Source organism: Marinobacter sp. (genome assembly GCF_041686475.1).
In the GTDB taxonomy this organism is placed as follows: Bacteria; Pseudomonadota; Gammaproteobacteria; order Pseudomonadales; family Oleiphilaceae; genus Marinobacter.
Map to the genome: position 1 here is coordinate 30258 of NZ_JAWLDU010000002.1, position 23414 is coordinate 53671.

18 protein-coding genes and 1 pseudogene are annotated in these 23414 nt (G+C 59.6%); 2 read left to right on the plus strand and 17 right to left on the minus strand.

Features of this window, described 5'->3' with window-relative positions; translation table 11 throughout:
• The first annotated feature begins 38 nt into the window (after positions 1-38).
• Positions 39-1349 (plus strand): DUF3422 family protein, encoded by a 1311-nt coding sequence (locus ACESMB_RS00820; protein WP_372970722.1) that lies wholly within the window; start codon positions 39-41, stop codon positions 1347-1349.
• Positions 1350-1356: 7 nt separating this feature from the next.
• Here the strand turns inward: ACESMB_RS00820 and ACESMB_RS00825 are convergent, their stop codons facing one another.
• Together ACESMB_RS00825 and ACESMB_RS00830 are read right to left on the minus strand one after the other, a co-directional pair.
• A complete protein-coding gene (locus tag ACESMB_RS00825) occupies positions 1357-2145 on the minus strand; it encodes an ATP-binding protein (RefSeq protein ID WP_372970723.1) in 789 nt (262 codons plus the stop codon).
• Positions 2142-2882: a spermidine synthase gene (locus ACESMB_RS00830; RefSeq protein ID WP_372927028.1), complete on the minus strand. Its 741-nt coding sequence runs from the start codon at positions 2880-2882 to the stop codon at positions 2142-2144. The genes ACESMB_RS00825 and ACESMB_RS00830 overlap by 4 nt, the downstream gene beginning before the upstream one ends.
• Before the next feature lie 177 nt (positions 2883-3059).
• Here ACESMB_RS00830 and ACESMB_RS00835 point away from each other — a divergent pair, with 177 nt between their 5' ends.
• Complete coding sequence (locus ACESMB_RS00835; protein WP_372970724.1) at positions 3060-5957, plus strand: transporter substrate-binding domain-containing protein; 2898 nt, start codon at positions 3060-3062, stop codon at positions 5955-5957.
• Here the strand turns inward: ACESMB_RS00835 and ACESMB_RS00840 are convergent.
• From ACESMB_RS00840 to tagH, 15 genes and pseudogenes are all read right to left on the minus strand, one after another.
• Positions 5952-6218, minus strand: a complete 267-nt coding sequence (locus tag ACESMB_RS00840; protein WP_372927030.1) for a hypothetical protein — start codon at positions 6216-6218, stop codon at positions 5952-5954. The two genes, ACESMB_RS00835 and ACESMB_RS00840, sit on opposite strands and share 6 nt — an antisense overlap.
• On the minus strand, positions 6215-7123 hold the full coding sequence (locus ACESMB_RS00845) for an esterase/lipase family protein (RefSeq protein WP_372970725.1): 909 nt from the start codon (positions 7121-7123) through the stop codon (positions 6215-6217). Before ACESMB_RS00845 ends, ACESMB_RS00840 begins: the two co-directional genes overlap by 4 nt.
• Positions 7124-7172: 49 nt before the next feature.
• A pseudogene (locus tag ACESMB_RS00850) lies at positions 7173-7763 on the minus strand (glycerophosphodiester phosphodiesterase family protein); the annotation flags it as partial.
• Between the two features lie 71 nt (positions 7764-7834).
• On the minus strand, positions 7835-8335 hold the full coding sequence (locus ACESMB_RS00855) for a hypothetical protein (protein ID WP_372970726.1): 501 nt from the start codon (positions 8333-8335) through the stop codon (positions 7835-7837).
• A 2-nt stretch (positions 8336-8337) separates the two neighbouring features.
• A complete protein-coding gene (locus ACESMB_RS00860) occupies positions 8338-8661 on the minus strand; it encodes a YqjD family protein (protein WP_372927034.1) in 324 nt (107 codons plus the stop codon).
• 160 nt (positions 8662-8821) lie between these two features.
• Positions 8822-9712, minus strand: a complete 891-nt coding sequence (locus tag ACESMB_RS00865; protein ID WP_372970727.1) for a DNA ligase — start codon at positions 9710-9712, stop codon at positions 8822-8824.
• Between the two features lie 17 nt (positions 9713-9729).
• Entirely contained in the window at positions 9730-13314 is a 3585-nt protein-coding gene (gene tssM / locus ACESMB_RS00870) for a type VI secretion system membrane subunit TssM (RefSeq protein ID WP_372970728.1), read from the minus strand.
• Between the two features lie 33 nt (positions 13315-13347).
• Positions 13348-14790, minus strand: a complete 1443-nt coding sequence (tssA, locus tag ACESMB_RS00875; protein ID WP_372927147.1) for a type VI secretion system protein TssA — start codon at positions 14788-14790, stop codon at positions 13348-13350.
• A 43-nt stretch (positions 14791-14833) separates the two neighbouring features.
• Positions 14834-15487, minus strand: coding sequence for a type VI secretion system-associated protein VasI (gene vasI, locus ACESMB_RS00880; protein ID WP_372927146.1), 654 nt, complete (start codon positions 15485-15487; stop codon positions 14834-14836).
• Complete coding sequence (locus ACESMB_RS00885; RefSeq protein WP_372970750.1) at positions 15484-17049, minus strand: sigma 54-interacting transcriptional regulator; 1566 nt, start codon at positions 17047-17049, stop codon at positions 15484-15486. The genes vasI and ACESMB_RS00885 overlap by 4 nt, the downstream gene beginning before the upstream one ends.
• Before the next feature lie 169 nt (positions 17050-17218).
• Complete coding sequence (tssH, locus tag ACESMB_RS00890; protein ID WP_372970729.1) at positions 17219-19861, minus strand: type VI secretion system ATPase TssH; 2643 nt, start codon at positions 19859-19861, stop codon at positions 17219-17221.
• Between the two features lie 10 nt (positions 19862-19871).
• Complete coding sequence (icmH, locus tag ACESMB_RS00895) at positions 19872-20699, minus strand: type IVB secretion system protein IcmH/DotU (RefSeq protein WP_372970730.1); 828 nt, start codon at positions 20697-20699, stop codon at positions 19872-19874.
• A 3-nt stretch (positions 20700-20702) separates the two neighbouring features.
• Positions 20703-22037 carry a type VI secretion system baseplate subunit TssK gene (gene tssK / locus ACESMB_RS00900; protein ID WP_372970731.1) on the minus strand — a complete coding sequence of 445 codons (1335 nt, stop codon included), beginning with the start codon at positions 22035-22037 and terminating at the stop codon, positions 20703-20705.
• Positions 22037-22570, minus strand: coding sequence for a type VI secretion system lipoprotein TssJ (tssJ, locus tag ACESMB_RS00905; RefSeq protein ID WP_372927150.1), 534 nt, complete (start codon positions 22568-22570; stop codon positions 22037-22039). Before tssJ ends, tssK begins: the two co-directional genes overlap by 1 nt.
• On the minus strand, positions 22567-23414 hold an 848-nt coding region (gene tagH / locus ACESMB_RS00910; protein WP_372970732.1), incomplete at its 5' end, for a type VI secretion system-associated FHA domain protein TagH. The genes tagH and tssJ, both read right to left, overlap by 4 nt.

Genomic DNA, 23414 nt, shown 5'->3' on the forward strand with positions numbered 1-23414 from the left:
ATCAGTCATCTGCCGAATTATTGTCAAAGGAATGGATTGTGAACCCTGTGCTCAACCAGCTTGATCTGCACCCCCTGAGGGACGAGCTCTATAACGAACTCCACTCCCGTCCGTTCCATGTAATGCCCTGCCCCGCGCAGGTGACCCATATTGCCCTGCTGACCACGCCAGAGCAGCGAGCCAACCAGTTCCGCCACTGGCAGGATCTCCATATCATGCTGGGGCAGCCCGAGCCCGACGAGGACGTCAGCTGCTATGAAGCGACGTTTGGTTCCCTTCGTATCCGGCGAGAGATGCACATGGAATTTGCGTCCTACACCTTTATCAACCTGGGCGCCGGGAACGATCATCAGCCCTTCGAGGACACCGGTATCTCGTCACTGCCCATGGGCTGGCTTGAAAAGCTTACCGGCACCGTGGTGGCAGCTTTCCATATCGATCTGCAGCAGGCCGCCGAGGGCACGGAAACCGACCTGGCGCAGATTCGCCACTGGTTCGAGGGAGAGCGCCTGGTGGGCAGCAGCCCCTGGGAAGGCAAGGCCCGGGTATGGGGCACGTTCCGGCTTCACAGCGACAAATTTGGCCGCTTCATGGTGCTCAACCGTGACATGTCAGACAGCCAGCTTGGCCGCCTGACCCAGCGCCTGATGGAAATCGAGACCTATCGCCTGATGTCGTTGCTGGCCCTGCCGCTGGCCCGGAAAATAACACCCTCCCTCAATGAGATGGATCAGCAACTGGCGGTTATCACCCAGTCCCTGGCCGATTACCAGGACATTGACGAGCGTGAGGTGCTCGCCAACCTGACCAATATCGCGGCGCGGATCGAAGCCTTCCGCGCCCACTCCACCTTCCGCTTCTCCGCCACCCGAGCCTATCACCAGCTGGTGCTTACGCGACTGGAAGAATTGCGGGAAGACGAACTGTCCGGGCACCTCACCATCACCGAATTCATGACCCGGCGGCTGACGCCTGCGGTGGAAACCTGCGAATCCGTAAAAGACCGCCTGGAGGACCTGTCCCGGCGAGTGGACCGCGCATCGGACATGGTGCGCACAAGGGTCGAACTGGCCATCCAGAGCCAGAACCAGCAGCTGCTGAGTTCCATGGACCGTCGCTCCAAGATCCAGTTGATGATGCAGCATACCGTGGAGGGGCTGTCCGTGGTGGCAATCAGCTACTACCTGATCGGGCTGCTGAAACTGGCACTGGACTCCGCCTACGACGCGGGACTGGTTTTCAATAAATCACTGGTGCTTGGCGTTGCCATACCCGTGGTGATGGCCCTGGTGTTCTTCGGTATTCGGCTGTTGCACCACCGCTTCATCAAACTGGCGCGACGGCAATAGCAAGCCTTCAAAGCCCAAAAGCGCCGGTGTCGCCCCCAAACTGCCGGTAAAACTGCTGTGCTGTGCGGCCATTTCGGGCACCCCGGCTGGTGGCGAAACGGATGGCCTCCCGGTGCAGTGTTTCGCGATCCTCTGCCTGGGGAAACAGCGCATCGATAGCCTGCAGGTAAATGTCCTGCGGGAACCCGTAGAACGACAGTTGCAGGCCAAACCGGTCTGCCAGTGAAATCTGTTCCTCAATGGCCTCTGCCGGGTGCAGTTCGCCACCCCGCATCTGGCTTGTTACGTTGTCGTCCATGAATTCCGGCATCAGGTGTCTGCGGTTGGAGGTGGCATACACCCGGACATTTTCCGGGGGCAACTCCAGTGAGCCTTCCAGCACGCTCTTCAAAGCTTTATAGCCAGAATCGCCCACTTCGAAGGACAGATCGTCGCAGAAAATCACGAACCGCCAGGACAGCTCGGCAATGTCGTCGACGATTTCCGGCAGGTTCACCAGGTCGTCCTTGTCCACTTCGATCATGCGCAGGCCCCGACTCCGGTAGCGGTTCAGCAGTGCCTTGATCAGCGATGACTTACCAGTACCCCGGGCACCCCAGAGCAGGGCATTGTTGGACGGATCACCGGCGAGGAAACGTTCCGTATTGCGGGCCAGTGCCTCCTGCTGCCGCGCTATGCCGGTCAGGTCGCCCCAACCCACCGGATCAAGCCGCCGGATGGCTCTCAGCCCCTGACGATGGCGTCGCCAGACGGCGGCCGGCGTCTCTGCCCAGTCAATGGATTGGTCTGTCGTCATAACACCTTTTTCCTGTTCCGCGTCTTTCTCGCCAGGAACACCGTGTTGGACGACTCGCGATTCTGGAACGGGTTGTAGAAAGACACAACTTTTGCGTCTACATCGGTAAACAGTGTTCGCAGGACCTCCATGAAAGTTTCATCTGGCGGTTCGTTGGACCACATGGCAAAAACTCCACCGGGCCGCAGGTGGGCTGACATCCGGCCCAGGCTTTCCGCGTTGTAGAAGCTGGCATTGGATTCGTTCAGCAGGGCCCGGGGTGAGTGGTCAATGTCCAGCAGAATGGCGTCAAACGTTCTGCCCGGCCTTGCCTGATCAAATCCGGATTCGGACATGGCCAGGTCAAAGAAACTGCCCAGCACGTAGCGGCAGCGTGGATCCTCATTCAATACCCTGCCCAGTGGCACCTTTTCCTGCTGGTGCCAGTGGATGACCGTATCCAGGGCATCCACAACCAGCAACTCACTTACCCGTTCATGCTTCAGGGCTGCTTCCGCGGTGTAACCCAGCCCGAGGCCGCCGACCACTACCTGCAGCTGTTCACCCGCTACCGCATCAAGACCGAGGTCGGCCAATGCCACTTCCGCGTCCACAAACATGCTGGACATAAGGAACTCTTCGCCCAGTTTCACCTCATAGATATCGCGGTCACCTAGTGCCGGAATCCGCCGGCGACGGAGGGTAATCTCTCCCAGTGGTGACGGCTGGCTGTCAATCTGTTCAAACAAAAGACCCATGGTATGCCCCGTGAAGTGCTGACTGCGTTACATCCTAGCACCGGCGACCGGCCATCGCAGTTTGCAACACAATTTCCCGTTGTGAAATCCACAGACCAACGGCTACACTCTGGACTTAACTAACGCAGGTTTGTGAATCACCCGATGAATCCTGGAATTGCCTGGCGCAGAACGTTTGTGAGCACCGCTGTTCCTGCATTTGTTGTGCTGGTGCTCACTTTCCTGTCCATGCCGGCCTGGTCGTCCCAGAACCAAACGGTAACGGTTGGCATAGTGGCCGACAACCAGCCCTACTCCGATGCCGATGGCCGCTCATATTCCGGATTCTCCATTGATGTGCTGCGGGAGGTCGCCCACCACACAGGCCTTACCCTGGATTTTCGTGCAGGCACCTGGCCAGAGATTTTCGGTGCCTTCCTCAACGGCAAAATCGATGTCATAGAAGGCATCTCCTATCGGGCAGATCGCGCCAGGACCATACAGTTCACAGAGCCCTATCACATCCGCCAGACCTACCTTATGCATGATCCGGACCGGCCGCTGGAAGATATCGGTTCGCTGGAAGCCCTCGCTGCCCATCGTATCGGAGTTGTCCGTGATATCTACTACCGGGATGCCCTGACCGATGCCGGCATTGACCTGGTCACTTATGACTCCATTCCCAGCCTGGTTCGCGCCCTCGCCTTTGGCTGGGTAGACGGTATCATCGGGCCCGGTCTGACCCTGCAGTATCACGCCAACCAGGCGGGCTTCCGCTTCCTGGAAATTGCCGGCCCCGCCCCACTCGGGGAACTGTCAAAGGAAGATTTCCGACTGGGCGTGCTCAAGGATAACGGAGAACTGTTCCGTCTGATCAGCGAAGGACTGGCTGCGATTCCGGAGACCCGTATAGCGGAGCTGCACGAACGCTGGCAGGAGTATGGTGGCGCCCGAATTGCAGAGTCCCCGGGATACAGTCTAAGCGATGCCCATCGGCGCTACATTGGCGAACTCGGCCCGCTAAGAGTTGGCCTGATGAGTGACTACGCTCCTTTCAGCTTCCTTGATGGCGGTGTCCTGCAGGGCCTGACCCTGGACGTGATGAACCGGGTAAACGACCTGACAGGCATACAGGTAGTTCCTGTGGCAGGACAATGGTCCGACCTTTACCCGCTCTTTATGGAGGGTGACATTGACATCATGGCCAACATGTCGAGAACCCCGGAGCGCCTGGAATTTACCCGCTTCACCAGGCCCTACCACACCATACCCAACGTCGCCTTTACCCTCGATGACGACCTGGTTTTTGATTCCCCGGCGGATCTTGCGGGCCTGAGGATAGCCATAGGGTCAGGCATCTACTACGAAAAAGCCATTCGCGAGCAGCTGGGAGACAACGTCTATTTGTTCACCTCCCAGCGCGCGATGTTCCAGGCCATGGCGGAAGGTTCTGTTGATGTAGTGCTCGCCGCCCTGCCAAACGGCAACTACTGGGTGAGGCAGTTGCGAATGGCCGGCGTCAGTATTGCCGGTGAGATGACACTCGACGGGTTGCAGGGAGAAGATCTTCGCTTTGGTGTCAGGCCGGCACTGGAGCCACTGGTCCCCATTATCGATGCCGCTCTGGCGGCTATCAGCCCGACTGAAATGCGAACCATCGAAAACCGCTGGCTTGGCGCCTCCGCCCAGCGTTCCCCCAGCTCAGGCGAGCCGGTGACCTTTTCCGAGCCCGAAGAGGCATGGCTTCAGGAACGCGGCCGGCAACTGACCATGTGTGTTGATCCTGACTGGATGCCACTGGAGGGGCTCAGCAAAAGCGGTGAACATACCGGAATGGCTGCAGATGTATTTGCCCTGTTTGCAGAGCGCTCCGATATCAGTTTTGTGCCCCTTGCCACAGAGAGCTGGGCCGATTCGGTCACGGCTGCAAAGCGCCGCGGTTGCGACCTGTTTGCCATGGCGATGGAGACTCCGGACCGGCTCCGGTACATGAACTTCACCGATGCCTACGTACAGATTCCCAGCGTGCTCCTGGGGCGCATAGAAGCACCTTTTATCGATTCCCTCAACGAAATGGACGATAAACCGGTTGGCGTGGTTCAAGACTATGCTTTTGCAGAACTTCTGAAAACACTGCATCCCGGCCTGCGTCTTATTGAGGTCCGCAATGAAAAGGAGGGGCTAAGACTACTCCAGGAGAAGGCAATAGCCGGCTACATCAGTACCCTCCCCACTGCCAGCTACAATATGCAGGAGCTGGGCCTGGCAGACCTGAAAGTGATCGGTCGGGTTCCGGCCGACTGGTCCCTGGGTGTCGGCACCCGTAACGATGAGCCGGAACTGCTGGGTATTATGGAGAAGCTCGTTGACAGCCTGTCCGAACAGGAGCGAAAGGGCATAGAAAGCGAGTGGGCGAGTATCAGACTTGAGCAAACCGTGGATTATACCCTGGTGTTCCAGTTGGTGATTGGGGCAACCGTGATTCTTGCCCTGCTGTTCTACTGGAATCGCAAGCTGGGCCGGCTGAACCGGGAACTTGCCGCCGCCAATAACCGCCTGGCCTATCTCAGCGTCACCGACGACCTCACCCAGATCGGCAATCGCAGCTATTTCGACCGGGAGTTCAGCAAAAGCTTCCAGTGGTGCCAGCGACATCAGGAGGGATTCGCCGTGGCCATGGTGGATGCGGACCACTTCAAGTCAATCAACGACACCTACGGCCACGACGCGGGTGACCGATGCCTGATCGCGCTCGCCGATACCATGCGTTCGCATTTTCGCCGCGATACCGATCGGCTGACACGCTTTGGTGGCGAGGAGTTCATCATTTTCACCAGTTTCGATGACTTCGATGAACTCAAATCCCGGCTGGAAAGCTTCCGCGAAAGCGTCGGCAAGCAATCCACAACCTGTGGCGAAAAAGACGTTCAATTTACCGTCAGTATTGGTCTCGCCACCGGTATCCCGCACAAAAATACAACGCCCGCCGAGTTCCTGCGGTTGGCGGACAAGGCGCTTTACCTGGCCAAACGGAACGGTCGCAACCGGATTGAGACGTCCACTCTGGATGGGAGGAAGGCAGAAACAGATTCATAACAGGCGCCGGGCAAACGCTGAAACCCCAGCGGATACACCGGCAACACTCCGGTAGGATAAACGCGCGATGTTGTGATGGATAAATCGTGTGGTTTCACTGAAGGGCCGAGTCACCGGAATCCCCTGAAGGATATCGAAGGTTTCGTCCGCTATGGAGAGGTGCACCCGTTCAACTTTGTCCGCGCCGTGAGCAACCCCGGTTGCCAGAATATCGGTAACACCGAACCACCAGTCAGCCTGCTTTGATTTACGATACTTCATAGCAACCAATCCTCAAGTTGATCCGCCACTCCGGCGTGGTGCGCCAGCCGGATATGATCAATACCGGGAAAACGGGCAGTCCCAGCCAGCGACCAACCCTTGCGCTCCTTTCCCCTGGCACTGGATTCCTGAACCAGCGCATCACCAAATAGCGCATTCAGCGGATGGCTCTCTGCCCTGGCGAGCAGCCCGCAAACTACATAGTGCCTGGTACCGCAAAGTAATGGGGGCTCGTCATCATGCCCGGCAAGAACGTCGCCACGGGACAGGTTACAAATGCCTTCGCTGCGCAGGTCGATAACCTCGCCTACAACCCGCAGGTAATCCCTTGGCAGTTTCCGCATACTATCGGCTGCCGCCATGGCCCCCTTCGCAAGCCAGGAACCGTCATGGGGTGAACCGATGTAGACGCAATCGCTGAGCCGTTCTGTCCAGCCATGGGCTTTTAACCCACCGTAGTGACAGGCACTGCGTATGAGCAGCCCACCCATGCTGTGACCAATCAGTATCACTCTCTCAACCGGCACTGGCCAGGCTGATACCAGCTCTTCCAGCAAATCGGCCAGCGCCTGGCCGTTGCGGTAGATCGGCCTGCCGGAGTTATAACGCAGGGCCAGTGGTGTGATATCTCCAGATCTTTCAGCCAGACGAGAGCCATAGCTGACGCCTGCTAGTCCGGGAAAAGACCATACTGACTCCAGCTCCATCAGCCCGTGGATTGACAGGCAGAGGGTTGAACCGGGTGCTGCTGCCCGCGGTGCGAGACAATCCAGCGGGCCTTGCCCGTGATAAATCTCCATGGGCAGGGCCAGAGGGTTGTTGCGGGCCTCCAGCCAGTCTCCGAAGAAACCACTGAATATGGCTGATGCCTGCTTTTGCCAGGTCGGGCCGGTGTCTGTCTTCATGCACAACTGCTGCCGTCTGATGAGGTGTTTACCATTCTTACTCCGAGGGCACAATCTGCCGGGCATAGTCCTGCTGACTATAATCGCCTTCAAATGGCATCTCCACAACCGGCGTTTTCAGTTCCGGGGTGAACTTCACACCCAATGTCTTGAACAGTTCGATGCTTTCCCGGTGGGTCATCAGGGTGCCGCGGTTGCCGTAAAGGTCAGTACGCCAGCCTGCCGTTCCCTCAAGGTATTCTTCCGGAGTGGTTGCCCTGGGGTTGAACGCGACGTCGCATTCCAGGATACCTGCCCCCATCCGTACGGCGGCAATGTAGGATTCCCGGGTATGCTCGGGAAACTGCAGCGGGGCACCCCGATGGCCAATGGAGAAATCCGTGGGCCTGATTTTTCCCGCATGGCAGGATTGCAGGGTATTTTTCAGTGCCCCTTCATCCATCTCTTCCACCAGCCAGAACGGCCTTGGCCCAAGGTGAACCCGGCGCTTTCCGGGATTGGAGTTATCTTTCAGACCCTGAGAAGTTTCAAGGCCCGGAGCCAACCGGCTTGCATCTTTGCCATGCTGTCCAGCGACCGCAGTGGTGGCAAAGACCAGGGATATCATCAAGGCGTGGCCGAATAGCGCACGTAAGTTCACAACAAACTCCCTCTGCAATGAATGATACGGCACGGCCATTATTGGTGGGGAGGGTTGCAGTGCGGTGACGGTCAGGTAACCGGCGCGTCCTTTTCGCCATCAGGTACATCGGCGTTAGCCTGACCCTGGGCCTGCTCGGCTTCAGCCTCCTTCATCAAGACCATACCGCCCTGCAAAAGCAGCGATTTGAGCCGTGGGTCGCTCTGCTCCACCAGGCCCAGAGTGAAAGCAGCGAAAGCGGCTTCCAGGGGATTGTTACGGACAAGGTTCCGGATAACATCCACCGGGGTGGCAGATGAGTCCCCTTTGTTCTCACGGCCGGATTTTTTCGCAGCAACCGGGCGGGTCATGCGATAGAAAAACAAAGCCAGCAACAACAGACAGGACAGGCCCGTCACCGCCAGTGCACCGGCCTCACCGAGGGATGGGGACAACGCCAGTATGGCGGCATTAACGAGCAGGTAAAAACCGGTAACCAACAGGGCGACCAGCAGCACAAAGGCCAGCATAAAACCGATGATGGCCGCGACTGCCTTGCGCAGGACGCCCTGCAACCAGGCTGAATCGGGCATGATCAGCGATCCAGCAGACGGCCAACCAGTAAACCGGCCAGGAACATGATCATGATGCTAAGGAACGGCCGCTCTTCAATCTTGTGCTCGACATCGTCCACGGCCTTGTCGCCCGCATCACGGGCACGGTGAATGGCCTCATCACCGCGCTGTTTCACCTGATCAAATGCCTCGCGGCTTTCCCGGCGAATTTCATCGCGTAAGCTGCTGATATTACTTTTCTGGCTTTCAGTAACGGTTTTGGTGAGTTTGGAAAGATCTTCACTGAGTTTCCTGAGATCTTCTCTGACCTGCTCATAATCGCTTTGGTTGGATTTCGCTTCCATTTGGTGCCTCCTTGTCAGTAAAAAAACTGCTATTGCGGCTTTTGGTAACGATAAAACTGTTGGCTGAATACCTGCAGAAGAAAGTCTGACGATTTCCCGACGGCATTCAGGAACCATGGAGCGTTAAGCACAGCCATGATTACATTCACTGTAGCACAAGCTACGGGGCCTTATGTGAAGACCTCGTAATCGAAGGTTTCGGGAATGATCCCACCGGTTCGTCATTCCGCACGCGCATGAAGCTGGCAAACCTCGGGAGCCCGGTTGAGGTATAACCATAGTGTCTGTAGGTGATGATCGTGCCGACCGGTGGCGGATTTTCGCGTTGTTCGTCGCTGAATCCTGTGCCAATTCGAAACTGCCGGCCATCATTCCGTTCCACCTGCAGCGAGCCCAGCATGCCCTGGAATTTGCCGCGGCCGGGCAAATGCTCCACAACGACCGCCTCAGCATCATCGTAACGCTTCACCTTCAACAGATTATCCGAACGGCCCCCACCGTAATGGCTGTTGCCGCGTTTGAGCATCAGGCCTTCGCCACCTTCAGACACTACCCTGTCCAGCTCCGCCATTAACCGGCTATGGCTTTTCTCCCTGCGCTGGCTCACCATGCCGAGATAGGGTGACGGTGATGGCATCAGCATTCTTGCCATCTGCCGGACACGCTCCGAGAACGGCTGATCAATATCCGGCAGGTCAAATACCATAAACCGGATCTGCCGCCAGCTCTCGTCTACAGGCTCAAGCCGCCGCACCGCACCGGAAAGCTCGGAAAATCTGCCCCGCCCCATCCAGAGTTCACCATCCATGGGTACATCGGGAAATCCTTGGGTAAACCACTGAGGTGCCCGATATTCGTTACCACCCCGGGACCAGAACCGCGCACCGTCCCAGTAGGCCCGAACGCCATCCAGTTTTTCGCTGACCCAGTAGTCGTCGAGTGCTACGCCCTCTTCATAGACGCCGGCAAGTGAGAGTTCCGGTTCCTCCGCACCCCCACAGGGCGTCCCAACCAGAGCGAAAGCGAAGCATAGAAATATCAGCAATTTCATCTTTAATGATCCATGGTTCAATACAGGCTGCGAGGAATCTGGTACCCCGCCAGCAATTCCTGCGTGAACGGGTTGGTATTGCTGCCAGCATGCAGGCGATAACCCATCTCGCCCTCGTCCAGCGCAAAACGCACGTCAACAGCGCTGCTGCTGACACCTGTAATATCTGCGCCGTCCAGCAGTCGGAACAACGCCCATGGGCCGTTTTCCGTGAGACTCCGGGGCGAGCGGTTCACTTCTGTAGGCACCAGGGTGATACGGCTTTCGACCGAATCCCGAAGTGTGTTGGGCCAGACCAGGGGAATGCTCTGCCTCGGGCCATGGCTGAACTCCACCAGTTGCCCATCCACGTTCATTACGCTGCGGCGCTTGTTGGAGGACAGATGCAAGGGCTCCAGCGCAAACTCCAGGTCCAGTGAACCGCTGCGGGTGAAAAAGGCCCGGCGAATATCCTCGGCCTTTTCCAGAGAAGCCAGCACATCCCTGCGAACCAGGCTGGCACGTTTGGAGCCGGCAATGTGCTCCGGTTGATCCTCCAGGAACAGTTTCAGGTTTTCGTTGTAGAACTGGTCCAGCACGCCATCCGGTGCGAAGAAACGCTCAAAATCCTGCAGCGCAGCGTCACGGCCAGCGCCCGGACTGAACGGGTAATGCCTGGCAAGGCTCTGCTGGAACGGCTGGTAGACTTCCTGGTACCACTGGCGCTCAAGCTGCGCTACGGCCTGGTCCAGCACCACACGCCAGCTCTCGGACGCCAGTTTCTCCAGCATGCGGTCCAGTGGCGCCGGCTGGTTAGAGGCCACCCGTTGCAAGGTAAAGATCGGATCTGCCCCCTGCAGGCCCATGCGGGCACGGGCGGCAGACAATGCCGCCTTGCCGCGATCCGGGGCTTCCTGAATTCCGCGCAGGTATTCATGAAGGTCTTTGACCACCTCCATGGCCTGCTCCATGTCGCTGGGGTCGTCACCATCCTTGTCCATCAGTTCATTCAGATCGGTAAACCGGCGCTCAATATCCTGCACCATCTGGAAGTGGGAAGACTGCTCCATCACCTTGCGAGCTGCCTCTGCCTCTTCTCTGTCGCCGGGAATGAGGCGTGTGTTGGTGGCTACCTGAGCCAGTAACTGGTTCAGTGGTTCATGACCACTGGTAAGACTTTCCAGGATACGCACACCATGGTTCAGGTCGCTGAAGCTCTGGATATCCAGCCGGCTCAGGGCGCGGCGCCAGCTTTCAACGTAGTTGTCTGCATACAGGGACTGCAGTTGTGCCTGAAGCTCGGCTTCATCCGCTTCACTGAAGCCCACGTCGTCCCTGCGGCCCAGCACCCAGGCATCCACCAGGGCCAGCTCCGTTACCGACCCCGACTTACGCAGGAACCAGGAATCCAGGCCTTCACGGGTCAGAAGGGATGGAATCACTACCGGATCACTCACTTCTGCGGCGCCCTCTTCCAGGGGCCCACCGAATTCATCCAGGCGAACGAACACACTGCTGAAGGCGGGGCCGGACTCCCTCGCCAGGTCCAGTGGCGAGCGGAAGCTCTGCTCTGCTTCTTTTTCCAGGTCTCGATAGACCCGGTCCGGCGTCGCGATTCGGCCCAGCTCATGCTGGGCCCACTGAACACTGCTGCGGAAGGGCGCCAGCGCCATATCAGCGGTCCTGTCACCGTCCTTTACCCGCTGGTTCAGGTCCGTGTGAAACAGCGCGTAATCCAGGTGGCCAAGCAATCGCTGCTGCAGGTTTCGCTGCGCCGGAAACATCTGCTGCCAGTACTCACTCATGTAATGACGTACAATATCCATGCGACGGCCGCTCGCATCGTAGAGCATGCGCAATACCCGCAAGTGATCGAGGCGCTCGGAACTGTCATCCGGAGCATCACTCATCTCACCCATCACACCCAGCATCAGTGCCGGCATGAATTGGTAGGCCAGCATGTCCAGATAGGATTCTTCCACTTGCGGGCCGATCCTGTGGCCCTTGTACAGGCCCATATCCGCTACCAGCGCAGGTTCCGTACGGTAATCGCCGAAAGCCAGTGTGGCTTCGCGCAACTCGTCAAGGGGTTCCAGCAGGTTACGGCCGGTGGTATCCGGTTCATAGCCGACAGGGCGCCAATTATCGATGAAACTGCGCACCCGCTGCTCGACAGCCGTAGCGGCCTCCGCATTCTCAATGAAATAGTGCTGCCAGCCGGCCGTCATACCCAGACCGGCTACGACAGCAACCACCGCAGCAAGCGCAATCCTGCGCCGTCTGTTGCCCACCACTTTCCGGTTGTCGCCGGCCAGCCCCGCTTCGCGGTAGATAATGCCGGGGAACAAATTTTCCGTGAACAGGCTCGCGGACTGTCCTCCACGTTGCGCCGGCTGAATCGGGCCGGCCAGTCCGTAACTGGCAGCGGCGGCAGACACAAAAGCATCTTCCGGCACCCCTTCCTGAACCACAGAGGTAAAGTAGGTGCCACGAACCAGAGCCGGGGTGGAGAAGGCATCTGCTGACAACAGGTCCGCCAAGAACTGTTCCAGTACCGGTTTCAGGCCTGCCAGCTGACGGGTGAAGGAATAGGCAGCCGCACGCTCTTCGGCGTCTCTGGTGGCAGAAAGAACGTCCGGGAGGCGCTCGCCCAGTTGTTCCGCGAACCTGCTGAAGCTCTGATCAAATTCACCCAGCCAGTCGTCCGGATCATGCTGGCCGTCCAGCTGGAAGGTGAAACCGAGGGGGTGCTCACGCTCGACTTTCGATAGCGTGAGGGCAAACGGCGCAAACCCGTAGAGCAGGTCCATCTTGGTAAAGCTGATGTACACCGGTAACCGCGATCCCAGTTGCTCCATCAGTTCCCGCAGCCGGGTACGCAGAAGGACAGCCTGAGCCTTGCGCTGCTGTTCAGTGGCGGCGCTCAGGCATGCAATGTCCACGGCCAGCACCACGCCGTTCAGCGGGCGCTGGGGGCGGTTCTTCTCCAGCCATTTGATGAAATGGATCCACAGGCGCTGCTGGATCTCACTGCCAGCACCCTGGCCGTCGTTCTGGCTCAACAGTTCCCCGTCCGGGTCAATCAGTACGCCGTTGTCACCCACCCACCATTCAAAACCGAAGGGGTTACGCTCGGTGCGGGGATTACGGGTAATGTTGGTAAGAGTGTAGGTTTGCCCGGAGCGCTGGATCAGGCTGGTCTTACCAGCATCTTCCAGGCCCATCACCAGGTACCAGGGCAAACGATAGACGCCCTTGCGGCCCGGCAGGTTGCTCTTGAGTTCGGCCAGACGGCGGTCAAGCAGGCGCTGCTGACGACGCTCCAGAGGCAGGATGGGATCTTCCTCTTCCTTCTGTTCCTTTGCGCTGGCGACGTTTACCTTGCGCAACTTGCGGGCCAGCACCATGCCCCAGACCATCGCAACCAGTAGCACAACTCCCAGGGTGACCAGGGCGCGCATCTGCCAGGCCGCCAGCGGATAATCACCGTTGATTTCCAGGCGCGGCCCAAGCCACCAGGTTGCGGCCAGCAATACCACCACACCCAGCGCCAGGGTAATCGGCGCTGCACTGCGCACATAGGGCAGTATCCGTCGTCCAATGAGTAGGGCTTGTCTCCACATGGTGTCCATTCCTGTCAATTAGTCCGTCTTTGTTTACGCAAGTCTGTCCAGCCGGGCCACCAGGCCAGGCTCCCAGTCTTCAAGGCTCATGCCCCGGGTCTGCTCGCGCAGATCCTGTACCTGCTGTTTCGCCAGGCTTTTCATGCCGCTGTCTTTCATCAGCTGGCTACTCATCAGCCGCCAGTAGAACCGGTCCCTGGGTTCGCGGGCCGCTTCCAGGCCCTCTTCCAGCAGTTGCATCGCCGGCACCAGGCCCTCCTGTTCCATCACGCCTTGGGCGTCTTCGTATGCCTGCTCCCAGGCGCTCGCGCCACCGGCTGATGAACTTCCTCTCGCCGGCCCACTGAGCATCCAGTCAGCCACTGCTTTGGGCAGAAAGGGCGTGCCATCGTTAAACGTCATGTCCGCCAGGTCCGGTAACCGCTCAACAAAGGTTTTAACCGCTGTGCGGATGGCTTCGGCACAGGTATCGTGCCCCATGGCGGAGGCCACCTGCGCACTCAGCCAGTGGCCTTCCAGCCAGAAAGGGCTCACTGACAGGCTCTGTTCGATGCGCTGCCAGAGAGCCAGATCCGGCGATTTCGAGAGGCTCTCCCGGTAGTCCGCCACCCGGTCTGCACTCACCGCGGCCAGGTCGCTCTTGATACCTTCAAGGGCGGGAGGAACCGAGGTGATGGTCTGCCAGATGGCGTAGCGACGGAGCTGATAACCGAGGGCGTCGGCGGGTGTGGTTTCGGTCAGCATATCCGCCACTTTCAGCAGGCTCTGGCGGGTAGCCCGCTCGTTTGCCGGATCGAGAGTCAGGCTTCCCAGAGACGCGGAAGATGCGCTGCTTCCTTGAGAGGCAGGCGGTCCGGCCGGGGACGAAGGGGTTGCTGTTCCGGGTTTTTCCGTCGTTTCAGATGGCTTTGGCCTGTCGAAGGGCAACGGCAGTTTCTCCACTGCCCTGCGCAGATCGGACAACCCCTTATCTGGCAGCTCGCGGGCGCCAGCCTGCTCCATCAGCTTGCCGACGATGGTCAGGCAGAACTCGCGGCCGTCCCCCACATCACCATCAAAGTTCAACATCGCCACTTCCTTGAGGGTGCGCTGCAGAATCTGGGTCATCAGCATCCTGCGGGCGCGTTTACCCTTGTCACCCGGGTAAGGCCAGGCGTCGTCCCACCAGCTGTCCAATACCCGGTGCAAGAGGTACAACGACAGGGCAAAGCGCTCGCCGTTGCCGCCGCGTTGCAGGCACAGCAGCAAAAACCCCAATACCTTGAGATCCTTGCTGGTGTCCGACAGCAGGCGTAGCGATTCACTTTCCACCCTGCCCCACTCAACTCCCGTGTGGGCCAGTGAGCCCACCTTCATGATCTCGTTCTCAAGGTATTCCATGGTGGCGTCGTCCATCAGGTTTTCACCTGTGGCGCTCTCACCAGGAAAGACACTCAAAACCTGTTCAACGTATGGATGCTGTTCCACTGCCTGCATGTCCAGTCCCTGTCCTTCAGATAGCGCTTCGGATTTTCAACGTTTACCAGCCACAGGCTTCCCGCAGCGGCTTCAGTGTTTCCCGGAATCCCTGCAGATCAAACATCAGCCCGTCGATCTCGCCACTGGACGAGGCCACAGTGATGCCCGAACCTGCAGACATTTCCCGGACCGTGCGAATGGCAGGCAAGCCACGGCCGCCGCTGATAACAAAGCCGTCATCCCGAACCCGCCAGATCTGCCGTCCATGGCCAAAATCAACGGTCACCCGCTCTTCTTTAACCGTCTCGGGCAGCATCAGGGTGAGCTCAGTGATGTTGTTGTGACACTGCACTGCCAGTAACGGCCTTGGAGGCTGCGCCCCCAATGCACTCAGGGTTACCAGATGCCCGGCCTGCTCTGCTGTATCCCGATAAAGCGGGCCGTCACCCGGCTGTCTGCGCTGTTCCTGGGCAAAGGCCTGTCGCCATTGTTCCGGCTGGGTTCCACCGATGGCATCTCCAACCGCCACCGCGACAGGCGTGCCAAATACTTCATCGAAACAGGCCAGCCGCTCCAGACGCTGGCTTTCAGTGGTGCAGTCCCGGGCCGCCGCCGACTGCTGTCTGCTGTCTCCGCTGGCACTCAGAGAAACTATCAGGCCAAAAAGGCAGAGCGTAGCGGCAAAAAAACAGTTACTCCGGATAAACGGTTTCACGATTCAGTCACTCGATATTTCAGACACTTATGGGCCAATGTGCGTTTGGGCAGCCCCAGGCTTTCTGCCGCCTGGGCCCGGTTACCACCATACTGTCGCAAGCGTTCGCGGATGACGGCGGCCTCAAATGCCTGGGCTGCCGCCCGGAGATCATCCACTTGGTCGGCCCGGGGCAAGCCCGGAACCATCTGGACCTGAACATCGCTGGGAACACCGGTTTCCTGGCTCGGGAACAGGTCATCCAGACGCAGTACCTCCGGCTGGATATCGTCGCCCACTGGTGTCTGCAGGCAGGCAAATTCGACGATGTTTCGCAATTCACGGGCATTACCCGGAAAACTGTAGCCGGCCAGCATGCTCAAGGCATGGCTGCTGATACCCATGGGGCCGACACCTTCCCGGGCGGTATATTCGCGAATGAAATGCCGGCACAGGGCTTCCAGGTCTTCCGGACGGTCCCGCAATGGCTGGACCTGCAACGGGAACTGGCTGAGGCGGTACAAAAGGTCACGCCGGAAGCGGCCTTCTTTAATGCAACTGCTCAGTGGTTGATGAGTCGCCGCCACCAGACGGAAGTCTGAATGCTGTTCCTGCTGGGCGCCGAGCGGTCGGAAACGACGGCTTTCCAGCACCCGCAGCAGTTTCGACTGCAGGGCCAGGGGCATGTCGCCGATTTCATCAAGGAACAGGGTGCCGCCGTCCGCCTGGGCCAGCAGTCCTTCCTTGGCGCGGTCGGCACCGGAAAAGGCCCCTTTGGTGTGGCCGAAGAGTTCGCTTTCCAGCAGTGAGTCCGGAATGGCGGCGCAGTTGACTACGACAAAGGGCCCTTCTGCCCGGTTCGAGAAGCGGTGGATGCCCTGGGCCACCAGGTCTTTGCCGCAGCCGGTTTCGCCCTGTACCAGTACCGAAAGCTGGCTGCCGGCGGCCCGAACGATCTGGGCTCGCAGGTCGGTCATGGCTTTGGAGTTGCCGACCAGGGTGTTCGCCAGCTGTTCGCAGCGTTGGCGCACGGTTGCGGCATCGTGGAGGTGGTCCAGTGAGCGTTTCAGCAAGCGCTGCTGCCAGACCTGGTCGCTGGTTTTGAACTGGCTGACCCATTGATGGGACAGCAGGGTCAGCAGGCCCCGGTACAGTGGCTGAGCGGTGATGCCTTCCCACTCCGGTTCTTCGTTGCAAAGCACGAGGATGCCGAGGGTGCGGCCGTCTTTGCCTTTGAGGGGTTCGAGCCAGAATGACCGGGGCCGGTTGCTGGCTTCGACCATGGCCTGGAAGCCTTCGTGGTCGAGGCGGTAGCTGGCGGCCCGTGACAGCTCCCTTGCCTTGCCCTGTTGCAGCAGGTGGGCGAAGGGGTGGCTGAAGTCGCCACAGTCAAATTCGCCCTGTTCGCCCAGTGCGGCACATTGGAGTGTGCGGCCGCTGAGGTCGAGTTCCAATGACCAGCAACGGGTGAGGCCGAAGGTGTTTTCCAGCTGTCTGGTGGCGGTTTTCAGCAACGCCGGCAGATTATCCTGTCGGATCAATGCCACCGCCATGTCTATGCCGGTGTGCAGTTCCGTCTGCATCCGTCCCATGTTTCTATTCCCTGAGATGTTGAGTTCGCCGACCGCAGGCCCTGTGGCTCGGCTTTCCAAAACACGCTGTGAATACATCCTTGTACGCTCCGCTCCGCCATCCATGGCTCCGCAGGGTTTTGGAAAGCCGAGCCCCAGCACCCGCTACTTTCGCGTAGCTTTAAGCAACAACCCCGGTGAATTTCCCGTCTTCTACGCCCAGTGTGACGCGCTGAACCGGCTCTCTCGCGGCCAGCTTTTCCAGCAACGCCAGCGACACCGGCGGCAGCAGTTCACCCTCGATAATCGACTCCAGCATCCTCGCGCCGTTTTCGCTTCTTGTCGCGCGGCTGCGGATGGCTTCCACCAGACCGTCTTCCAGCGCCACTTCGGTGTGGTAACGGTCGCCGATCTGGGTGGCCAGGCGTTCGAGCTTGTCGGCAACGATGCGGTTGAGGGTGTCTTCCCCCAGCGGCAAATAGGGCACGACTTCCATGCGTGCCAGCAGTGCCGGTTTGAAGAAGTCGGCCAGTTCCGGGTAGAGCGCTTCTTCGATTTTTGCCGGCTCGTCCGCGTGTCTGACGATGGTCTGGTAGCCCAGGTTCGAGGTGAGGAAGAACACCACGTTCTTGCAGTCGATCAGGCGGCCTTCGCCGTCGGCCAGTTCGCCTTTGTCAAAGGCCTGGTAGAACAGGTTGAGGACTTCCGGGTGGGCTTTTTCGACTTCGTCGAGCAGCACGACCGAATAGGGCTTCTGGCGGATGGCTTCGGTGAGGATGCCGCCTTCGCCGAAGCCCACGTAGCCCGGTGGTGAACCGATGAGGCGGGAGACGGTGTGCTTCTCCTGGTATTCGGACATGTTGATGGTGGTGAGGAACTGGCGGCCGCCGTAGAGCAGTTCAGCCAGTTGTACTACGGTTTCGGTTTTACCCACACCACTGGGGCCGGCCAGCAGGAAGGCGCCCATGGGGCGGCCCGGCCGGCGCAGGTCTGCGCGGGCGGTGAGCAGGTGCTGGTGCAGTGCGCCGATGGCGGTGTCCTGGCCCTTGATATGGGACTGCAGGTACTCCGGCAGGCGGGTGATTTTTTCCAGTTCGTCGGCGGTCATGCGGTTGACCGGGATACCGGTCCAGTCGGCGATGACTTCGGCTACCTGGCGGGCGTCAACGCGGGCGTGTACCAGTGGCTCGTCCGCCTGCAGTTCCACCAGTTCCTGTTCAATGGCGGCGGCTTCGCTTTTCAGGTCCGGGTGCTCTTCGCCGGTTTCAGGGGTGGCTTCTTCCGCCGATGCTTCCGGTTCTGCATCCATCGTATCCTCGCTCAGTAGCTGCTCACGAATATCCACGAGGCGTGCCACCAGTTCCCGCTGGTCGTTCCAGCTCTGTTCCAGCTCCTCCGCTTCCACCTGCAGGGTTTCCAGGCACTCCACCAGTTCGCTTTCGCGCTGGTGGTCGATGGGCTGCCCCAGGGTCTGTTCGCGGGTCATCAGGTCCTGTTCCATGCCCAACTGGTGCAGTTCGCTGCGGACATGGCTGAGGCGACGCGGGGGTGTGCTCAGGTTGAGACTGACCCGGGCGCAGGCGGTGTCGAGCACGTCGATGGCCTTGTCCGGAAGCTGGCGACCCGCCAGATAACGGGCGGACATGTCGGCGGCCGCTTTCAGGGCGCTGTCGGCGATCAGGACCCGGTGGGCCTTTTCGTAAACGGTGCGCAGGCCACGGAGGATATGTACCGCCTGGGCCGGTGTGGGTTCGTCCAACGCAACAGGCTGGAAGCGGCGGCTCAGGGCCGGGTCTTTCTCGAAGTATTTCTTGTACTCGCGCCAGGTGGTGGCCGCGATTGTCCGCAGCTCGCCACGGGCCAGGGCCGGTTTGAGCAGGTTGGCGGCGTCGGAGCCGCCTTCACTGTTGCCGGCACCGATCAGGGTGTGGGCTTCGTCAATAAACAGGATGATGGGTGTAGCGGAGCTTTTTACTGCTTCGATCACGCCTTTCAGGCGCTTTTCGAACTCACCTTTTACCGAGGCACCAGCCTGCAGTGCGCCCATGTCCAGGGTCCACAGTTCCACGCCGGTCAGGCGCTCTGGCACATCGCCATTAACGATGCGCAGGGCCAGGCCTTCAACAACGGCGCTTTTGCCCACGCCGGCATCGCCGACCACGATGGGGTTGTTCTTGCGGCGACGGCAGAGGATATCGATCATCTGGTCGATTTCAGTGTCGCGGCACACCACCGGGTCCAGCTTTTTATCACGGGCCAGTCTGGAGAAGTCGGCGGCATAGCGCTTGAGCGGGTCCATGTCCACCTGCGCCTGATTGGCGGCACCGGGGCCATCTTCGGCGCGGGGCTGCTCCACCGAGCCCCGGGTCATGGAATCGAACTGCCGGCGCAGTTGTTCCCGGTTGATGTCCTTCAGACGCTTGCTGACCCGGGGCATCAGGTAGCGGTCTGCGTTCATCAGCAGTGCCAGCGTGATGGCGCCGGAACGCAGGTCGGTGTGGCCCAGTTCGGTGGAGGCAATCAGCCAGGCGTCCTGCAGCAGTTCGATCAGCAACGGCGAAAACGAGGGGTACGGCTCGGCGGATTGAGGCTCGCCATTAAGGCTGTCACCCACTACCGGTTGCAGGGTGTGGTGATCAATACCGGTGCTCTCCAGAATCTGGCGCACGTCGGTAAACGGCGTTTCCAGAAGCTTGAACACCAGGTGGGCTGGGGTTATCTCGGCACCCTGGCGGCTTATACACAGGGCCGCCGAGCTTTCCAGGCCCTGGCGACAAATCTCGTTGAGGCGCCCAATCAACGCCGGCAGTTCTACCCGAATCACAGTGATCTCCTTATTTCGGGAGTTGTTCCAGTACGCTGAGCACATCCCTGATGCGTTCGTTCAGCGCTATGTTGTAAAGCGTGTATACCCCGGCCATGACCGCCACAAACAGCCCACCAATACCCCACAGCGGCAGGCCGGTTCGCAACCGGTTGCGGGCAGGGGTAACGTTGTCCAGCGCGCTGGTCAGCGGCTGTGGTTCCTCATCGCGACGCAGTCCGCGAATCTGTTCGCACAGCCCGCGGAGAATCTGTTCGTATTCATCCCGGCCGTTGGTCATAACCTTGTAGCGGCCCTCGAATCCCAGGCACAGGCACAGGTAGATGAATTCCAGCATGTCGCGATACCGCGCAGGTTCCTGCTCCATGCGGGCGGTAATGGCAAATACCTTTTCACCACCCCAGGTCTCGTTGTGAAAACGGGACAGCAGGGAGTGCTGGGACCATATGCTGTGGGCGCCCCAGTCGGTGCCCAGCACGGCCTCGTCGATAAAGGCGCAGAGTACGTAGCGGTAGGCCACTACGGTGGGGCGCTCGTAACCCTGTTCAACCAGTTCCCGGTCGATGGCGGCCACTTCGTCCACCACCTGCTGGTACAGGCTTTCCACACCGTGGAAATCCGCCAGCCTGCGCACCCGGATAACCAGCCCTAGCAGGGGCGTGGCGGCATCAATCAGCCGGTTATCCTCCAGGCCACGCAGCTGGAACTGCTCCTTGCCGAAGCCCTGGTCGCCCACGCGACCGTGGGGGGTACTGTCCCCGAACATCAGGTCATCAAACGCACTGCCACCTGCTTCCATGTTGCCATTGGGTGCATCCATCACCGGTGCATCTGCCATGATCTAGCTCCTGATTGCCCAGAACTGCATTTCCACTCCCGGGAAACTTCCCGCCACGTGGAACGCAAAGCCGCTGGCGTTGTCGAGCATCTGCCAGGCCTGGCTCTGGTCGTCCAGCCGGAAGTACACAAACCCGGCGTGATACGGCAACTGGCGGGGCGCCACCGGAAGTGCCGACAGCGGAATCCCCGGCAGTTGCAGACTGATTAGATCGCGGATTTTCTCCACCGACGCCACCTTGCACTGCTGGGTGAACTGCTTGCACAGGTCATCCAGCGGCATATCCGCTTTCACCGCAAGGATGAACTCCGCCTGACTGATCAACTGTGCATCCTGGATAGGTGCCACAGTCAGACCGTACTGGCGCTGCTGTAGCTGGATAGCCAGTGCCCGCGGCTCCAGCACCGTGCTGAGGGACTGCCTGAGCACCTGCATCAGCGGCGTGAACGAGTCCTCCGGCAGGTCGTGATCGTAGGCGGTGTATTCCTGGGGCAGGCGGTTCTCATCGGTGAAGGTCACCAGTTCGCCGCACAACTCCAGCAATGCCTCGTAGAGACGCTCCGGGTGTAACTGCCGCAGCCGCGCCAGGTGCAGGAACCGGGGATGGGCGCGATTCAGCATCTGCAGCAGCATGAAATCCGCCACATCCGCCACACCGCCCTGCCCGGGGGCACCTACGCGCTCGGCGATGTTCTTGGCCCGCTCCCGCATCAACCCGGCCATTTCTCCCACGAACCGCTGCAGCCTGGGCGCCGCCCGTACGCTGAGCATGGTGGGAATGAAGTTCGGGTCCATCACCAGGCTGCCGTCCGGCCGTTTTTCCAGGATCCGGCCGATGGCCATGGCTGCATAGGCACTGCGATCATCCCGCTCCAACATCAGCTTCGGAGCCACACGGGCCACGTCGATGGTGTGGGAATCGCCGTCGATAGAATGCAGGTCACGGATTTCCTCGCTCTGGGCGCGGAAGCGGCCGGCAGTGGCCGCCTCCGGCCACTCCACTTCCGCCAGGCTCTCACTGCCCAGTGGCAGGGCCAGGTACACCACCTGATTGGCCACGGAGGCGTCGGTGATTTCCAGGGGCTCCGGCATCACATCATCCTGGGGCAGACAGAATCGCGTGCCATCCGGGAACAGGCCGCTGGCCCTCACCAGGCCAACCCGGCCAAAACTCAGGTACTCCGCATTCAGCTCCAGATCGCTGAAACCATAGAGGTAATCCGAAACCGCCACAGCCCGCTCGTTGATCTGGTGTTCCAGGTATCTTTGTTGCTGCTGGAAGTGCTGGGGTTTGATGAACAGCCCATCACTCCAGACGACTCTGTTGGTTGCAGACATCAGGGCTCATCCGACCTTCTGAGTTTGACTTCACGCTCGCGCAGGTTGACCAGCAGGTGGTAGCGACCACCGATAGGGTCCACCTTCACCACCTTCTTCCACTGGGACAGGTTGGGGTAGGCATAGAAGGCGATCACACCAATAAACCGGGTGTCTTCGGCAATCTCGAACGGTTCAATAAATTTGAACTGTCCCGGCACCAGAGTGTAATCGCTGTGGTCCACGTAGTTGCGGCCGAGGGATGGCTCCAACTCACCCAGCAACTGATCGAAATCCGCCGCCATCAGCCGCGAGCTGTCCCGCATCTGTATGATCTGGAACGCGATCGGCGTGGGCGCCAGGGATTCGTTGGGATTCACATCCGGCTCCGCCAGCATGGTCAGGTCCACGCGGCTGGGCAGGTCTTCCGGATAGCCCACGGGGATGTCCGGGTCCCATATCACCTTAGCGGTTTTGGTAACGGCGTTATAGGGGGTGCTACACCCCACCAAAACGAGAATGGCGACCAGCAAACTCCATTTGCAGTACTTCACGACAGGTTCTCCCTCTGTAATTGGCGCAGTTGTTGATCGTAAGCCTGGTCAAACACCTCCTGGAAAAGGCGCTCGAATCCCTGCTGACGGCTGGAACTCAGTTCCCGGTAGTAATGCTGGTACATCTCCCATGCCCAGTTGCTTTCGTCTTCATCGGTTTTCAGCCCGCGGCGATAGCCGTGGAAACGGCGCAGTAACGCTTCCGGGGAAAAAGCGTGGAGAATGGCGTCCAGCCCTTCGCGGATGGCAGTCCGGGTGGCCACCTGGTGATGATGCAGGCTTTGCAGGCTTTCACTCACCGCCGCAGGCGCCGACAGGTGTACCGGGCTGCGCTGACTGGCAAACAGGGTCTGCACGGTATCCTTGTAGTTCTCACCCAGGCGCAAGGGGTTGTCCTCGATGGGCTGCAGCCGGGTGCGCAGGGCCTGATGGCGGCTGTCCTCGCCCTGATGCAGGGTCAGCAAACCTTCCACGGTGGCTTTCAGGGTCTGGCCGGCCTCTTCCAGAAACAGGCGCATTTCATCGCTGTCGGCAAATCCCAGGTCGGTGTCCATACCCCGCAACAGTGGCGCGCCGCTGATGTGCTGACGGCTCTGGTCGTTGGTCTCCCGGCGGTGCGCCGGTCTGTTTGTCTCGGACATCCTGTCAAGCTCTCCTTGTCGCATGGGCAGTCCCATGGCTACATCACGATTTTCCCGGTACTCGTCGGTAACGGCACCGTCAGGGGCATACCATTCGGTCTTGTCCGCCAGCAGGGAATGCTGCTCACGGCTGATATCCTCGTCATGGCCCCGGGCATGGTCAGTCCAGGCCTGCATAGGGTCGTCGCTGAAGTTTTCACCCG

Excerpts from the sequence above, each read along its gene's own strand:
- ACESMB_RS00855 (WP_372970726.1), bottom strand. The coding sequence starts at position 8,335 with ATGCCCGATTCAGCCTGGTTGCAGGGCGTCCTGCGCAAGGCAGTCGCG.
- tssM (WP_372970728.1), bottom strand. The coding sequence starts at position 13,314 with ATGTGGAGACAAGCCCTACTCATTGGACGACGGATACTGCCCTATGTG.
- ACESMB_RS00845 (WP_372970725.1), bottom strand. The coding sequence starts at position 7,123 with ATGAAGACAGACACCGGCCCGACCTGGCAAAAGCAGGCATCAGCCATA.
- tssK (WP_372970731.1), bottom strand. The coding sequence starts at position 22,037 with ATGTCTGCAACCAACAGAGTCGTCTGGAGTGATGGGCTGTTCATCAAA.
- ACESMB_RS00825 (WP_372970723.1), bottom strand. The coding sequence starts at position 2,145 with ATGACGACAGACCAATCCATTGACTGGGCAGAGACGCCGGCCGCCGTC.
- ACESMB_RS00860 (WP_372927034.1), bottom strand. The coding sequence starts at position 8,661 with ATGGAAGCGAAATCCAACCAAAGCGATTATGAGCAGGTCAGAGAAGAT.
- tssA (WP_372927147.1), bottom strand. The coding sequence starts at position 14,790 with ATGCAGGCAGTGGAACAGCATCCATACGTTGAACAGGTTTTGAGTGTC.
- icmH (WP_372970730.1), bottom strand. The coding sequence starts at position 20,699 with ATGGCAGATGCACCGGTGATGGATGCACCCAATGGCAACATGGAAGCA.
- ACESMB_RS00830 (WP_372927028.1), bottom strand. The coding sequence starts at position 2,882 with ATGGGTCTTTTGTTTGAACAGATTGACAGCCAGCCGTCACCACTGGGA.
- ACESMB_RS00865 (WP_372970727.1), bottom strand. The coding sequence starts at position 9,712 with ATGAAATTGCTGATATTTCTATGCTTCGCTTTCGCTCTGGTTGGGACG.
- ACESMB_RS00840 (WP_372927030.1), bottom strand. The coding sequence starts at position 6,218 with ATGAAGTATCGTAAATCAAAGCAGGCTGACTGGTGGTTCGGTGTTACC.
- ACESMB_RS00885 (WP_372970750.1), bottom strand. The coding sequence starts at position 17,049 with ATGCAGACGGAACTGCACACCGGCATAGACATGGCGGTGGCATTGATC.